Raw genomic sequence first — 15,224 nt, 5'->3', positions numbered from 1 at the left:
TACCTTGTACAAATTTGAAGGTAAAATTATAGAAAATTAGAAGTGATTAAAATGAAACAACTCGTATATATTCTTTTTTTATGTTTTTTTTATAATGGTTTTGCCCAAGTTAAAAAAGACACTCTTAAAATTGAAAAAATTGAAAATTTAAAAGAAATATCTTCAAAAAATGATACCATTTTTAAACAGGTAAAAGATTCTTTAGCTTTTAAAACAGATACTATTGCCGACAAAATAGATAGTTTATGGCTACATCAATTAATAAATTCACCTTTAAACGATACTATTAAATATGTTTTAACCGGAACAAAGATAGTAGTTTCTGATTTGGTTGATTTACCAACAGACACTTTAAAAAAACGATTAAAAATTTTAGATGCTAAATCTCCTTTTCATATTGAATACAATCCTCAATTAGAATCGATAATTAAGACTTATTTAAAACGAAGAAAAGGAACATTCGCCAATTTACTAGAAAAAGCACGTTATTATTTCCCTTTATTTGAAGAGCAATTAAGCAAATATGACATTCCGTTGGAAGTAAAATATTTAGCAATTGTTGAATCAGCTTTAAACCCTAGAGCTCGTTCAAAAGTTGGAGCCGCAGGTTTATGGCAATTTATGTATCAAACCGGAAAACAGTATCATTTAAACGTTAGTTCGTACGTTGATGAACGTTATGATCCTTATCGTGAAACAGTAGCTGCTTGTAAATATTTAAAAAATTTATATCAAATTTTTGGGGATTGGGATTTAGCGTTAGCGGCTTACAATTCTGGTCCAGGAAATGTTTCAAAAGCTATCCGAAAATCTGGAGGAAGTAAAAATTATTGGAATATTCGTCATAATTTACCTATGGAAACTGCAGGTTATCTTCCTGCTTTTTACGCTACTTTATACATTTTTGAATATGCTAATGAACATCAAATTAAAGCTAAAAAAACTGCCTTGGCTAAGTTTGAAACCGACACGGTTCAAGTAAAACGATTGTTAACATTTGCACAAATAAGTCAATCTTTAGGAATTGATATTAAAATACTTCAATTTTTAAATCCACAATATAAATTAGATATCATTCCATACATAAAAAGGAAAAATTATATGCTTACTCTTCCTATTAAATATATTGGAAAATTTGTGAGTAATGAACATCAAATTTATGCATTAGCTAAAATTGATGATGCTAAACGCGAAAAACCTTTGCCAAAATATTTTGAAATGAATCAGCGAATTAGATATCGGGTTCGAAATGGTGATTTTTTAGGTAAAATAGCAAACAGATATGGTGTTTCAGTTAGAAGCATTAAAAAATGGAATAGATTAAGAAGTTCACGGTTAAGAATAGGACAACGATTATCTATTTATCCGAGAAGATTGCCAGGTATTTCAAGATCAAAAATAGTTAAAAAACATACCCGAAAATCTACTCCAAAAGGTAAGTATCAAATATATACTGTTAAAAATGGAGATTCATTATGGTTAATCGCTCAAAAATTTTCAAACGTTTCTGCTCAAAATATTAAAGATTGGAACAATATTTGGAGTGTTAAAAGTTTAAAACCTGGAATGAAATTAAAAATATATAATCTGTAACCTAAATTATGAAAAAACTCGCCGTATTATTTACCGTTTTTACACTTTTATTTTCTTGTAATTCAGGAAAAGATAAAATTATACTTCAAGAATCAAACGGAAGAATAAATCATATTCTTATTATAATGAAAAATAGCGAGTGGAAAGGTGATGTTGGTGATGCCATTAGAAAAATACTAACAGAACCTGTAGTAGGATTACCTCAACCAGAGCCTTTATTTGAAATTACTCAAGTACCTGAAAATAATTTTGGAGCCATGTTTAAAGCTTCTAGAAGTGTTTTAAGATTAGGTATTACTGATAAAAATTTATTTAATATAGCTACTAACGTTTATGCTGATCCTCAAAAAATAATAACCATTACTGGTAAATCAAAAAAAAAATTAATTGCGGAAATTAATAAAAATAGCCAAAATATTATTGCTGCTTTTAAAAAAGCAGATATTCATGCTATCCAAAAAAGAGTTATTAAAAAATATTATAATATTAAGAATATTTCTACATTTAAAAAGCATGGATATAGCTTAAAAATCCCAAAAAAATATCGTAAAGTTGAAGATACTGGAGATTTTATTTGGTATCGATATCATTTAACTGGTGGAAATAGTATGGAGTTAATTTCTTATACATATCCTATTAAATCTGAAAATGATATTAACGGGAATAATATTGTGGCTAAAAGAGATAGCATAGGGAAAATATATATTCCTGGAGCTATTAAAAATTCTTATATGATTACAGAAGCTGCTTACACTCCGCACATGTTTCAAACAAAAATAGCTAGTCTTCCCGCAATTGAAACTCGGGGAAAATGGGAAGTTAAAGGCGTTTATATGGCAGGTCCTTTTTTAAATTATTCAGTAATTGATAAAGCACACAATAGAGTTATCGTAGTGGAAGGATTTACTTTTGCTCCTTCAATAAACAAACGAGATTATATGTTTGAATTAGAAGCTATATTAAAAACATTAAAAGTAAATTAAAGGCTAAACTGTTTTTCTGTGGTAAACATCATTCCATTTATAGTAACTATGAGTACTTTTTTAGAATAAAATTTATGTTAATTTAAGTACTAAATTTGTGATTTAATATAGTTAAAGCAACTATTTTTCTCACTCATTATTCACATAAAAACTATTTATTTTGTTTCGCCCAACTGTCCCGCAATGGCACCGTTCTATTAAACACTAATTTATTTGAAGTACTATCTTTATCTACACAAAAATAACCTAATCGTTGAAACTGAACTCTATCTAAAACTTTTGCAGTTTTTAAACTTGGCTCTGCAAAAGCATTAATTATTTGTAAGGATTTTGGATTTATAAACTCTTTAAAATCAACATCTTTATGACCATCCGGAGCTTCATCCGTAAATAATCGATCATAAACTCTAACCTCTGCTTTTATAGCATGTGATATTGAAACCCAATGTAAAGTTCCTTTAACTTTTCGTTTACTAGCTTCTGTTCCGCTTCCACTTTTACTATCTTCATCATAGGTACAATGAATTTCAGTAACCTCGCCATTTTCATCTTTTTTACAACTTTCTGCTTTAATGATATACGCATTTTTAAGCCGAACTTCTTTTCCTAGTTTTAATCGAAAGAATTTTTTATTGGCTTCTTCTCTAAAATCTTCTTTTTCAATATAAATTTCACGAGAAAAAGGAACTAATCTACTTCCAAAACCTTCTTCATAATCGTTATAATTGGCATCTAAAAATTCTTCTTTCCCTTCAGGATAATTGGTAATTACTACTTTTACTGGATTTAAAACAGCCATTACTCTAGGTGTGGTTTTGTTTAAATCGTCTTTTATGCAATGTTCTAATAAAGCCACATCGGTAACATTTTCTCTTTTTGAAATACCTGAAATATCGCTAAAATTTCTAATAGACATTGGAGTATAACCTCTTCTACGTAAACCTGAAATGGTTGGCATACGAGGATCATCCCAACCAGAAACCACACCTTCTTCAACTAATTGTAATAATTTACGCTTACTCATAACCGTATAACTCAAATTTCTACGAGCAAATTCGCGTTGTTTTGGTCTTAATTTTGAATTATCATAAACTTGCTCAACATACCAATCGTACAAATCTCTATGACTTTTAAATTCTAACGTACAAATAGAATGAGAAACTTGTTCAATATAATCCGATTCTCCGTGAGTCCAGTCATACATTGGGTAAATACACCAATCTGTACCTGTTCTATGATGTTCTTTTTTTAAAATTCGATACATAATTGGGTCGCGCATATGCATATTTACATGTTTCATATCAATTTTTGCACGTAACACATGAGAACCTTCTTCAAATTCTCCATTTTTCATTTTTAAGAAAAGTGATAAATTTTCTTCAATAGAACGATTTCTATTTGGGCTATCAGTTCCCACTTCTGTTGGAGTTCCTTTTTGAATAGCCATTTCCTCAGAAGATTGATTATCTACATAAGCTTTTCCTTCTTTAATCAATGCTAAAGTCCAATCATATAATTGTTGAAAATAGTTAGAAGAATACAATTCTTTATCCCATTTAAAACCAAGCCATTCAATGTCGTGCTTAATAGCATCTACATATTCTTGTTCTTCTTTTGCCGGATTTGTATCGTCAAATCGTAAATTTACAGGAGCATTATATTTTAATCCTAATCCAAAATTTAAACAAATAGAGGCCGCGTGTCCAATATGTAAATACCCATTTGGTTCAGGAGGAAAACGAAACCTTAATTTTTCTTTTGGTAATCCGTTTGCTAAATCTTCTTCAATAATTTGCTCAATAAAATTCAACGATTTTTTTTCTTCACTCATAATACAAATCTTATAAGTCACAAAATTATCGATTTTTTTTCGCAATGCAACTATAAAAATAACAGCAATAGTATTAAAAAAGATAAAACAACTTATCTTTGTTTAAAGTTTTTTAAATGGGAGTTATAAAAATAAGAAATATTCGTATTTACGCCTATCACGGTTGTTTAATTGAGGAAGGTAAAATAGGTTCAGATTACCGAGTAGATTTAAAAGTGAAAGCCGATTTATCAAAGTCAGCACAAACAGATAATTTATCAGATACCGTTGATTATGTACATTTAAATAAAATTGTAAAAAATGAAATGGCTATTCGTTCAAAATTATTAGAAGAAGTTGCGAAACGGATTTTAGATAAAATTTTAGAAGAAATACCAATAGTAAAAAAAGCTACCGTTGCCATCTCAAAGTTAAATCCGCCAATTGGAGGTAATGTAGCTATGGTTACTATAGAAATGTCAAAAAAAAGAAATCCATAAAAAACACTTGGTAACTTATTAAAAATAGTTAATTTTGCAATCCAATAATGGCGTCGTGGCCGAGTGGCTAGGCTGGGCTCTGCAAAAGCTCCTACAGCGGTTCGAATCCGCTCGTCGCCTCAAAAAAACCTAAGGAATCCCTTAGGTTTTTTGTTTTCTTTAACATATTAATAGCTATAAAATCATGTATATTTGTACTCATAAGCTTATGTATGAAAATATACCCTATTGAAACAGGAAACTTTAAATTAGATGGCGGGGCAATGTTTGGAGTTGTTCCTAAAGTTTTATGGCAAAGAACCAATCCTGCAGATAGCAATAATTTAATTGATATGAGCCTTCGATGTATGTTAATTGAAGACGGAAATCGACTTATTTTAATTGATACCGGCACAGGAAATAAACAATCTGATAAATTTTTTAGTTATTATTTTTTCTTTGGAAATTATTCATTAGATACTTCTTTAGCAAAATATGGATTTCATAGAAATGATATTACCGATGTATTTTTAACACACTTACATTTTGATCATTGTGGAGGTAGCATTCAATGGAATAAAAACCAAACAGGTTATGAACCTGCTTTTAAAAACGCTAAATTTTGGAGTAACAAAAATCATTGGAAATGGGCTACAGAACCAAATCCAAGAGAAAAAGCTTCCTTTTTAAAGGAAAATATAAATCCAATGGAAGCGAGTGGTCAACTAAATTTTGTAACTATTCCAATTAATAATTTTGCTAAAAATACCGAATTAGGATTCGATATCCTTTTTGCTGATGGACATACCGATAAACAAATGATTCCTCATATTCAATATCAAGGTAAAACCATAGTTTTTGCAGCAGATTTATTACCAACTGTTGGGCATATTCCCTTACCTTATGTAATGGGATATGATACTCGTCCATTGTTAACAATGGATGAAAAAGCAGCGTTTTTAAATAAAGCAGCTGATGAAAATTATTACTTGTTTTTAGAACACGATGCAACAAATCAATTATGTACCGTAAAACACACTGAAAAAGGAGTACGATTAAATCAAACTTATAAATTCAATCAAATATTTAATTAAAAGAGAATAAAAATGAGAATATTAAAACCCATGTACGTAGCAGTTGTAGCAACACTAACACTTGCAAGTTGTGCTTCTGTAAAAAACTTAGCAGTTCCTACTATGAATACCGCTGTTAATGCAACCGCTAAAAAAGGCACAGTTGGTGATAAACAATTTAACAACTGGGCACATGCCGATTTAGTTACCGATTCTATACCTGGAATGAGCGTAACCAAAGCGTATAAATTTTTAGAAGGTAAAAAAAGCCAAACAGTAGTTGTAGCTGTAATTGATTCTGGAATTGATATCAATCACGAAGATTTAAAAGATGAAGTTTGGACTAATCCAAAAGAAATTGCCGGAAACGGAATTGATGATGATAAAAATGGACATATAGATGATATTCATGGATGGAATTTTTTAGGTGGAAATGGTGTTGCTGCTCCAGAGCAACTTGAAATAACAAGGTTATATGCTAAAATTAAACCCCAATTTGAAGGTAAAACAGCGGAAACCATTACAGAAAGTGAAAAACCAGCTTATGAAAAATATTTAATGTACAAAAAAGCTTATGAAGCTAGTTCTGCAAGACATTTTAAAACAATGGCTCGTTTAAAACAAATTAGTGAAAATTTTGCAGCTATTAAAAAATTCTTAGGAAAAGATAGTTTTACATTAGAAGATTTACAAGCAATTAAAACTGAAGATAAAACACTCCAAGCTCAAATAGGTGATGTTTTAGGATTATTTAGCAGAGGCCTAGATGAAAAAGCTTATTTAAAATATTATAACACTCAAAAAGCAAACAAAAATTGGGATTTAAACTTTAATGGGCGAAAAATTGTAGGAGATAATCCTGAAGATATTAATGATACCAATTATGGTAATGGCAACGTAATTGGTTCAACAAAAACTGAATCTCATGGAACCCATGTTTCAGGTATTATTTTAGCAACACGTAACAATGGAATTGGATTAAACGGAGTTGCAAATAATGCTAAATTAATGGTTGTTAGAGCTGTACCAGATGGAGATGAACGAGATAAAGACATTGCTTTAGCAATTAGATATGCCGTTGATAATGGAGCAAAAGTAATTAATATGAGTTTTGGTAAAAGTTGGTCTCCTAATAAAGAATGGGTTTTTGATGCTATTAAATATGCTGCAAAACATGATGTTTTATTGGTACATGCAGCGGGTAATGACAATAAAAATATCGATATTAAAGCAAACTGGCCAAACGATTCTGCAGATCACATTACCGAATTTGCAGATAATATGCTTACCGTTGGTGCAATGAGTATTAATTATAATGAAAATTTACCTGCTACTTTCTCTAATTACGGACAAACAAATGTAGATGTATTTGCTCCTGGAGTTCAAATTTATTCTTCTGTACCAGAAAATAAATATGCAAAATATAGCGGAACTTCTATGGCTTCTCCTGAAACTGCAGGTGTTGCTACTTTAATTAGAGAATATTATCCTCAATTATCAGCAAGCCAAGTAAAACATATTATTATGAATTCAGCTACTAAAGTAACTATGGAAGTGATAAAACCTGCAAAAAGAGGTCAAGAACCTAAAATGGTTAACTTTTCTACCCTTTCAGTTACTGGAGGTGTTGTGAATGCATATAACGCTTTAGTATTGGCCGATAAAATGGTTAACAAAAAATAAGAACTTATAATGTTCTGTTAAAAAGAGGCTGTCTAAAAAGTAAAAGTTTCGTCAACCTGAACCTGCCAGCAGCAGGCGGGCTTGTTTCAGGTTCTCATAATCACTGGTAATCAGCAAGATGAGATTCTGAAACAAGTTCAGAATGACGGTTTTCAAGACTTTTTAGATAGTCATTTTTTTCTTTTAAATAAGTTATATCTATATTGCAACCTCTGATAATTACACATCTCATGAAAAAATTATTTACCTTTCTATTTTTAAACATTTCTTTTTTTTTAACTGCTCAAAATAATACTTCTTATTGGCAACAACATGTTAATTATACAATGGATGTTGATGTAAATGTTCAAAATTATCAATATACTGGTACTCAAAAATTAGTATATACAAATAATTCTCCAAATGAATTACATCAGGTGTTTTATCATTTGTTTTTTAATGCTTTTCAACCAGAAAGCGAAATGGATATGCGATTGCAAAATATAGTTGATCCTGATAAAAGAATGGTAACTAATATTGGTACTAAAGAAAATCCAAAATACGAAAGCAGAATAGCAAAACTTAAACCTAGTGAAATTGGTTATTTAAAAGTACTTACCTTAAAACAAAATGGAAAATCTGTTAAGTTTAAAATAATTGGAACTGTGTTGCAAGTAGTTTTAAATGAACCTATAAAACCTGGTAAAAAAGTAACTTTTGAAATGACTTTTAAAGGTCAAGTTCCTGTTCTTATTAGAAGATCTGGGCGAAATAATAATGATGGCGTAGCACTTTCTATGGGACAATGGTATCCAAAATTAGCAGAATATGATTTTGAAGGTTGGCATGCCGATCCTTATATTGCTCGTGAATTTTTTGGAGTTTGGGGAGATTTTGATGTAACTCTTCATATTGATAAAAATTATACCGTTGGTGGCACCGGAAATTTGCAAAATCCACAAGAAATAGGCCACGGATATGAAAATAAAAATCTAAAATTAAAACTTCCAAAAGGAAAAAATTTAACTTGGCATTTTAAAGCTTATAACGTACATGATTTTACTTGGGCAGCCGATCCAAATTATCAACATGACGTGGTTAAAACAGATACAGGAACTACGCTTAATTTTTTATATAAAAACGATAAAAAATTTGCAAAAGCTTGGAAAGAAGTGCAACCTTATACCGTTAAAGCATTAAATTATTACAATTCACATATTGGTAACTATCCGTATAAACAATATTCTGTAATTCAAGGCGGTGATGGCGGAATGGAATATCCAATGTGTACTTTAATTACTGGAGGAGAAACTTTAAATAGCATTTTAGGGACTATGTTTCACGAATTTGGACATGAGTGGTTTCAATTTATGTTAGCTACCAATGAAAGTGAACATTCATGGATGGATGAAGGATTTACTACTTATATTTCTACACTAGCTTCAAATGAAATTACCAAAGGGAATGTAGAAGGATTTTCTCCTAAAAATTACGGAGGTTATTTTTATGTAGTAAAAAATGGATTAGATGAACCTTTAACTACACATGCAGATCGGTTTAATACTAATGTAATGTTTAGTGTTGGAAGCTACACAAAAGGAAGCATGTTTTTATCACAATTAAATTATGTTATTGGGAAAAAGAATCTTGCAAATACACTAAAAAAGTATTTTAAAGATTTTAAAATTAAACATCCAACACCAAATGATTTTATAAGAACTGCTGAAAAAGTTTCAGGTTTACAGTTGGGTTGGTATTTAAATGAATGGATTGAAACTACACATACTATTGACTATGCAATTGCTAAGGCTGAAAATAAAACCATTACTTTGGCTAGAGTAGGTGAAATGCCAATGCCTGTTGATATTTCGGTTACATATGTAGATGGAACTTCAGAAGAATTTACTATTCCTTTAAGAATGATGTATGGTCATAAACCTACTAAAAACACCATCTTAAAAAGCTGGGCTTGGGCAAATCCAACTTATACTTTTAACGTTTCTAAAACAATTAAAAAAGTTGAAATTGATACATCTATGTTAATGGCTGATGTAGATAGAAGTAATAATACGATTGAAATAAAATAAGAAAAATTTTAATTAACTTTTTAGTTTTGGCAATTCCCCAATAATTAAAGCTAGCGGGTTTCCAACCGGGAATATACATGGTTTCTAATTTTTCAATGATAAAACCATTATTCTCAATAAGTGTTGGAATATCTCTGTTTAGATTACAGCCTCCTCCAATACGTTTCCAAAAAGGGTTTATAATATTTTGATATTTTTGGATTCCCTTTTCTGGTGCTTTTCCATGTTCGCAAAACAACAGTTTTCCTGTTGGTTTTAATACTCTTTTTATTTCCGAAAAAGCTTTTTCTAAATCTGGAATTGTACACATTACATAGGTAATAACCACCGTATCAAAACTATTATTAGCTAATGGAATATTTTCAGCTTGAGCTTTTATAAATTCAAAATTAAAAGGTAAATTTTCTGTATTTAAATTATTTTTTTTCCAAAGATCTTCTGATGGGTCAATAGCTATAAGGCTTTTTATCTTTTTGGTATAATAAGGCAAGTTTAAACCTGATCCTATACCTATTTCTAATACTTTACCCGTTGCTAATGGAATTATTTTTTTACGTTGTAACCTATTAGGTTTCTGGCTACAAGCCCAGTGAATTGCTTTTGGAAGAACAAATTTATTATAAAGTCCCATTTTTAAATGATATAGCTAGTTTTAGATAACAATATGAATTAATAATTTAACTAATTTTTGTAAATATACTATGTTTTTATAGACTTATAATGCAAACAACTTGTTACATGATGTAATAAATCACATCAAAAACATAACAAATAGCATAAAAAACAATATAAATGGCAATTCTACTTGTTTTTCTAAAAAATAGATTGTAGTTTTATACTCTATTTTGAATATAACTATTCTAATAGTTAAGAATTATCAACCCCAAATTCTTATTATTATGAGAACCATTTCACTTTCAGAAAACTCCGTAACAGACAGTGTATTTAATTTTGCTCAAAAAAATTACAATACTTACGTTCAGCATTATCGATCTAGAAATATGACTCCAATGCCATTAAAAGAGTTTCTAAAAAATTACACTAGATAATTCAAATTTATCCTATAATAATATCATTTAAACCATTAAACGGTTATAAAAATCATGCGAAAGTAGATGTTAAAAGTAAGTTCATTAACACTTATACTGTAACAAAGACAACTAACTCATCTTGAATAAAGGAAACAAAATATATCAGTTTATCCTAACCCCTTTTCAAACACATTTATAATTAAGAGTTCCAATCACTCTCTTTTAGGTTCTAAAGTAAAAGTAATGAGTAGACAGGGTGTAATCGTTTATCAAAACATAATAAATAAGAAAATTAATTTTATAAATTTGCCTAAACTTCCAAGTGGTATCTATTTTGTTACAATTGAACACAAAGATGGCTTAGAAAAACGTATTTTAATTAAAGATTAATATTAAATTTTGAACAAAATTATTAGTAGGATAAAGAACTTAATAGAATTTATTACCATTTATCAAGTTATGGTTTTTATAACTTTGTTCTACATTTTTTATCCTACCAATAATTCTAGTTTAGATGCTTATGCTTATGCTGGGGATATTAAGTACGCTAAAAATTTATTTTTACCACACCACCTAATTTATAACTATTTTTTATACAGCTTATTAAAACCTTTTAACTTATTTTTTAGCGATATAAATACCCTTTTATTTACCAAGTATATAAATGCTTTTTTTCAAGCATTAAACCTTATCATTTTTTATAAAATACTAGCCAAACTTTCAATCCCTAAAAAGGAGACATTACTTTATATTATCATTATTGGATTTAGTTTTAGCCTTTGGCGGTTTGGTACAGAAAACGAAACCTATATTATACCTATTACTTTCTCATTAATTGGGAGTTTTTATTTTCTGAATTTCTTAAAAACTAAGTATCTAAAATATATTTTATATAGTGGATTTTTTGCAACAATAGCCTGCCTCTTTCATCAAATACATTTTTTTTGGTGGTTTGGTTTGTTGATTGGTACAATTTTTTATTCAAAAAAATTAAAATATATCTTGGTTTATAGTATAACCGCTTTAATTGTACCCTTAGCTTATAGTTTAGTTTTAATTTTTTATAACAATCAAGAGCTAAGTCTAAATAATTTAATACATTTTGTATTCTTTGATTTCTATTCAGGTAGTGCCAAAACCGAATTTGGTTGGAATAATTTAATCTTAATCATTATAAGTAGTATTAGAACTTTTTTTCAAATACACGCTAACATTTATTTTCTTATTAGAAAGAATTTTCTTTTTGTTATTCCTATTTTATTTATTTTCTTTTCCGTCTTTAAAGTTATTAAGTTAGTTTCAAGAAAAGGACTTCTTAAAAGGCGAAAACTCAACGAAAATCCTTTTATAAAAACGCATCTTTTAATTTTTATACTTCAATTTTTATTTGCCATTTACGCGGTTGGAAATGTTGAATTTATAATTATGATTCCTTTTCTAATATTCTTGAGTTTATTTGTAAAATACAAAATTAATAAAACAGTTCTTATCCTCTTAGCACTCAATCTTTTTATCTGGAATTTTAGTTACGGTATTTTTCCAAACCATTATTATAAATACTATAATGATGCTGTTTTAGTTGATTTTATCATCAATCACCCCAATGACAAATTCCTAGTTAAAAATGATGCTGTTTTAAATCAATTTTACTATAAAACGGGTATGGATAATTATAAAAATATTCTTCTTCTAAATCAATTAAAATCTAAGGGAGAACTCTACAAATTACTCTCAAAAAATAATATCTACACAGATATAATTGGTAAACCCAGCATTTTTAACAGAGGGTCAATCACCTCAAAAAATAAATTTAATTTCAACTTTAATAAATTCAATAAAAAGTTTATTACATCTTATAAAGGTTTGTATGGAACATCTAAAATTTATCAAATAAGCAAACCATAAAGTTATTTATATTATAAGTTTTCAATAATAACTTCCTCTGTTTATCAATAAAATTTTAGTATATATCAAATATTTTATTTGAAATTAATTATTAGATGATGATATCTTTTTGCCCTTCATATTTCTCAAATATTTTTGGATAGTTTTCTTTAAAATTTTTAAAAATAAAATCTATTGGAACATCATCAAATGATCCGTAATCTTCTAAATATTCCATAAATTCATTCCCTTTATTGTCAAATTCCTGAAATATGGAATCACTTTCTCCATCAAAATCTAACGGAGCTACATTACATTTTAGGCATAATTCTTTATTAAAAGCAGGTGATGCTTTCAGCCATTTTCCATCTAAAAAAACATCCACCATTCCGTGTGGACTTATTTCATCAGTTCCAAATTTCTCAATTATTCGTTCTATACCAATATGATTTTTCACTTTAGCTAGATGAATTTTTGCAGGAATTTGTAATCCACGCAAACCAGCAATTAACAAAATAGATTTATCTATACAATGTGTTTCTGTTTTTTTTGAAATGACACTTGCCTTATAATTTTCCTTAGATAAACTAATTCGATAAGGATTGTATCTCCAATTATCACGAATTTTAAGATACAACTGTTTTGCTTTTTCTTTTTGGGTTAGCGTATCTGTCTTAAATTTCTGAATGAGTTTTTGAATTTCATCAGTTTCATAATCAAAATAATAGGTGGCATTTAAATAATCCATACATCAACTAGTTAAAGTATAACATTTTTTACGCGTCCAACTTCACCTGTTATTAATTGAACTTTTATGCCGTGTGGATGACTTGAAGAATTGGTAAGAATTCTTTTTACGATTCCTTCGGTTAATTCGCCAGTCCGTTGATGATGTTTTTGAATAATTTCTACTTGAACTCCAATTTGAATATTTTTTCTAATTTTTCCAGTAAGCTTTTCATTATTCATAAGTAATAATTTTATAATGTGTTAAATCATTTAAAAAATAGTTTTTTTAGTGAAAAAACCCAAAATACAAAAAAACTAAACCAAAAATTATCAATATTGGGGCAAAAAACCAATGGATTTTTTTCTTTACAAAAAATGATTTGAATACCGTTAGTGATGTTGGAAATGCTAATAATAAAATTCCTTTTAATAGTGCAACCCAACCAATAATAGTAATTAAAACGATCCAGTTTTTTACCCAATTATTATGGTATTGAATAATGAAAACACCAAATATAATGGCTAATATTCCACCTAAAATTAAATAAGAAGTATTCTCAAAGAGTTCTTTAAATACTTTTTGATAATAAAAAGGATTAAAAAACAATCCTATTCCGAAGGAAAAATAGATAATTCCTATAATTTTGGATATTAAAATTGAAGTTTCCATGTGTGACGTTTTTATAGTTCTTTAAAAAATTGAAGCTTCTGTTTCGGTAGTAAATAATTCTAAAAATTTAAATCCTTTTTTAGAATTTCCTTTTTCATTTAATTCAGGACTCCAAACAACAATGCTGTATTTTCCTGGATGAATTGCCACAATACCACCACCAACACCACTTTTACCCGGTAAACCCACTTTAAAAGAAAATTCTCCGGCTTCATCGTAAAACCCACAAAGTTGCATAATTGCATTTATTCGCTTGGATTTACTAGTACTAATTATTCTTTCTTTTGAAAATGGATTTTCGCCATAATTAGCTAAAAATAAAAACGTTTTGGAAAGTTCTTTAGAAGTCATTTCAATAGAGCATAAATAAAAATAGAAATCCATAACCACATTAATATCATTTTTAATATTGTCAAACGATTTCATTAAATTAATAAATGCTGCATTTCTAAAACTTGTTGCTTTTTCCGACTCCGCAATACGAGCCGAATAATTAATAGTTTTATTATTAGAAAGGCTTCTAACAAATGTTAAAAAATCTTTTTTTGGGTTTTTAAGATGACTCACCAAAATATCAGAAATTACTAAAGCTCCTGAATTTATTAATGGATTACGCGGGATTCCATTATTATTTTCTAGTTGAACAAAAGAATTAAACGGAGTTTCAGAAGGTTCAACTCCTACTCTATTCCAAAGGTTTTCACCTTCAATTTTATAGGCTAAAATTAATGCTAATACTTTTGAAATACTTTGAATTGAAAATTTTTCATTAGCATCACCAAATTTAAAATGTTTTTGATTTAATGTGGTTAAACAAACTCCAAATTTATCTGGATTAACCTTGCCTAATTCTGGAATATAATCTGCCACTTTACCTACTGATACTGTAGTTTCAACTTCTGCAGCAATTACTGAAAATAAAGTGTTATAATTTATAGTAGTATTCATTTTTATATAGTATTGTATTTCACAAATTGCAGAAACAACAAGCAAAAATTACTACTACAAATTTAATTTATTTAGTCAATCCTCAAAAAGCACTATTTCGGGTTGATTTAAGCCACATTTAAAATTGAATTGAACTTTATTCTATAGCGTATTGCTATTTTGAATTTCAAAATTATCCACACAATAGAAGTTTTTAACTTTTTCATCAATTTCCTAAAGTTAAATCCAGCGGCAGCCATCATAAAATTAATAGAATCACCAGTTTGCCCCTTCAG

General features: G+C 28.7%; 15 protein-coding genes and 1 tRNA gene. 10 read left to right on the top strand and 6 right to left on the bottom strand.

Going from position 1 to position 15,224, the window contains the following annotated elements:
• The first annotated feature begins 51 nt into the window (after positions 1-51).
• The gene (locus tag L3J60_RS05310; protein WP_291974452.1) at positions 52-1,593 is read left to right on the top strand and encodes a lytic transglycosylase domain-containing protein; all 1,542 of its coding nucleotides are present in this window, start codon (positions 52-54) and stop codon (positions 1,591-1,593) included.
• A gap of 8 nt (positions 1,594-1,601) precedes the next feature.
• Positions 1,602-2,576, top strand: a complete 975-nt coding sequence (locus tag L3J60_RS05305) for a DUF4837 family protein (protein ID WP_291974451.1) — start codon at positions 1,602-1,604, stop codon at positions 2,574-2,576.
• Between the two features lie 151 nt (positions 2,577-2,727).
• Here L3J60_RS05305 and L3J60_RS05300 read toward each other — a convergent pair whose 3' ends face one another.
• Complete coding sequence (locus L3J60_RS05300; protein WP_291974450.1) at positions 2,728-4,407, bottom strand: glutamine--tRNA ligase/YqeY domain fusion protein; 1,680 nt, start codon at positions 4,405-4,407, stop codon at positions 2,728-2,730.
• A 116-nt stretch (positions 4,408-4,523) separates the two neighbouring features.
• Here L3J60_RS05300 and folB point away from each other — a divergent pair, with 116 nt between their 5' ends.
• The 5 genes from folB (at position 4,524) to L3J60_RS05275 (ending at position 9,687) form a co-directional block, all read left to right on the top strand.
• Positions 4,524-4,886, top strand: coding sequence for a dihydroneopterin aldolase (gene folB, locus L3J60_RS05295; protein WP_291974449.1), 363 nt, complete (start codon positions 4,524-4,526; stop codon positions 4,884-4,886).
• Between the two features lie 49 nt (positions 4,887-4,935).
• Positions 4,936-5,006, top strand: a tRNA-Cys gene (locus L3J60_RS05290).
• Positions 5,007-5,098: 92 nt separating this feature from the next.
• Complete coding sequence (locus L3J60_RS05285; RefSeq protein WP_291974448.1) at positions 5,099-5,959, top strand: MBL fold metallo-hydrolase; 861 nt, start codon at positions 5,099-5,101, stop codon at positions 5,957-5,959.
• Between the two features lie 12 nt (positions 5,960-5,971).
• Entirely contained in the window at positions 5,972-7,621 is a 1,650-nt protein-coding gene (locus L3J60_RS05280; protein ID WP_291974447.1) for a S8 family peptidase, read from the top strand.
• Positions 7,622-7,851: 230 nt separating this feature from the next.
• On the top strand, positions 7,852-9,687 hold the full coding sequence (locus L3J60_RS05275) for a M1 family metallopeptidase (RefSeq protein WP_291974446.1): 1,836 nt from the start codon (positions 7,852-7,854) through the stop codon (positions 9,685-9,687).
• Here L3J60_RS05275 and L3J60_RS05270 read toward each other — a convergent pair.
• Entirely contained in the window at positions 9,635-10,318 is a 684-nt protein-coding gene (locus tag L3J60_RS05270; protein WP_291974445.1) for a class I SAM-dependent methyltransferase, read from the bottom strand. The two genes, L3J60_RS05275 and L3J60_RS05270, sit on opposite strands and share 53 nt — an antisense overlap.
• 268 nt (positions 10,319-10,586) lie before the next feature.
• Here L3J60_RS05270 and L3J60_RS05265 point away from each other — a divergent pair, with 268 nt between their 5' ends.
• The 3 genes from L3J60_RS05265 to L3J60_RS05255 all read left to right on the top strand — a co-directional run bounded on the left by L3J60_RS05265 (position 10,587) and on the right by L3J60_RS05255 (position 12,623).
• On the top strand, positions 10,587-10,736 hold the full coding sequence (locus tag L3J60_RS05265; protein WP_291974444.1) for a hypothetical protein: 150 nt from the start codon (positions 10,587-10,589) through the stop codon (positions 10,734-10,736).
• A 141-nt stretch (positions 10,737-10,877) separates the two neighbouring features.
• Positions 10,878-11,108 carry a T9SS type A sorting domain-containing protein gene (locus tag L3J60_RS05260; protein WP_291974487.1) on the top strand — a complete coding sequence of 77 codons (231 nt, stop codon included), beginning with the start codon at positions 10,878-10,880 and terminating at the stop codon, positions 11,106-11,108.
• A 9-nt stretch (positions 11,109-11,117) separates the two neighbouring features.
• Positions 11,118-12,623: a hypothetical protein gene (locus tag L3J60_RS05255; RefSeq protein ID WP_291974443.1), complete on the top strand. Its 1,506-nt coding sequence runs from the start codon at positions 11,118-11,120 to the stop codon at positions 12,621-12,623.
• 91 nt (positions 12,624-12,714) lie between these two features.
• On the opposite strand, the gene L3J60_RS05250 is transcribed toward L3J60_RS05255, so the two are convergent.
• From L3J60_RS05250 to L3J60_RS05235, 4 genes are read right to left on the bottom strand one after another with little or no spacing between them, the layout of a single operon-like run.
• A complete protein-coding gene (locus L3J60_RS05250; protein ID WP_291974442.1) occupies positions 12,715-13,350 on the bottom strand; it encodes a transglutaminase-like domain-containing protein in 636 nt (211 codons plus the stop codon).
• Between the two features lie 11 nt (positions 13,351-13,361).
• Positions 13,362-13,571 (bottom strand): YwbE family protein, encoded by a 210-nt coding sequence (locus tag L3J60_RS05245; RefSeq protein WP_291974441.1) that lies wholly within the window; start codon positions 13,569-13,571, stop codon positions 13,362-13,364.
• Positions 13,572-13,617: 46 nt separating this feature from the next.
• Entirely contained in the window at positions 13,618-14,001 is a 384-nt protein-coding gene (locus L3J60_RS05240) for a hypothetical protein (RefSeq protein ID WP_291974440.1), read from the bottom strand.
• A gap of 21 nt (positions 14,002-14,022) precedes the next feature.
• Complete coding sequence (locus L3J60_RS05235; protein ID WP_291974439.1) at positions 14,023-14,949, bottom strand: glutaminase; 927 nt, start codon at positions 14,947-14,949, stop codon at positions 14,023-14,025.
• Positions 14,950-15,224 lie beyond the last annotated feature (275 nt).

Source organism: Lutibacter sp. (assembly GCF_021647475.1).
Classification (GTDB): domain Bacteria; phylum Bacteroidota; class Bacteroidia; order Flavobacteriales; family Flavobacteriaceae; genus Lutibacter.
Note: the sequence above shows the minus strand (reverse complement) of the source record. Positions and strands in the feature narration are given on the sequence as shown.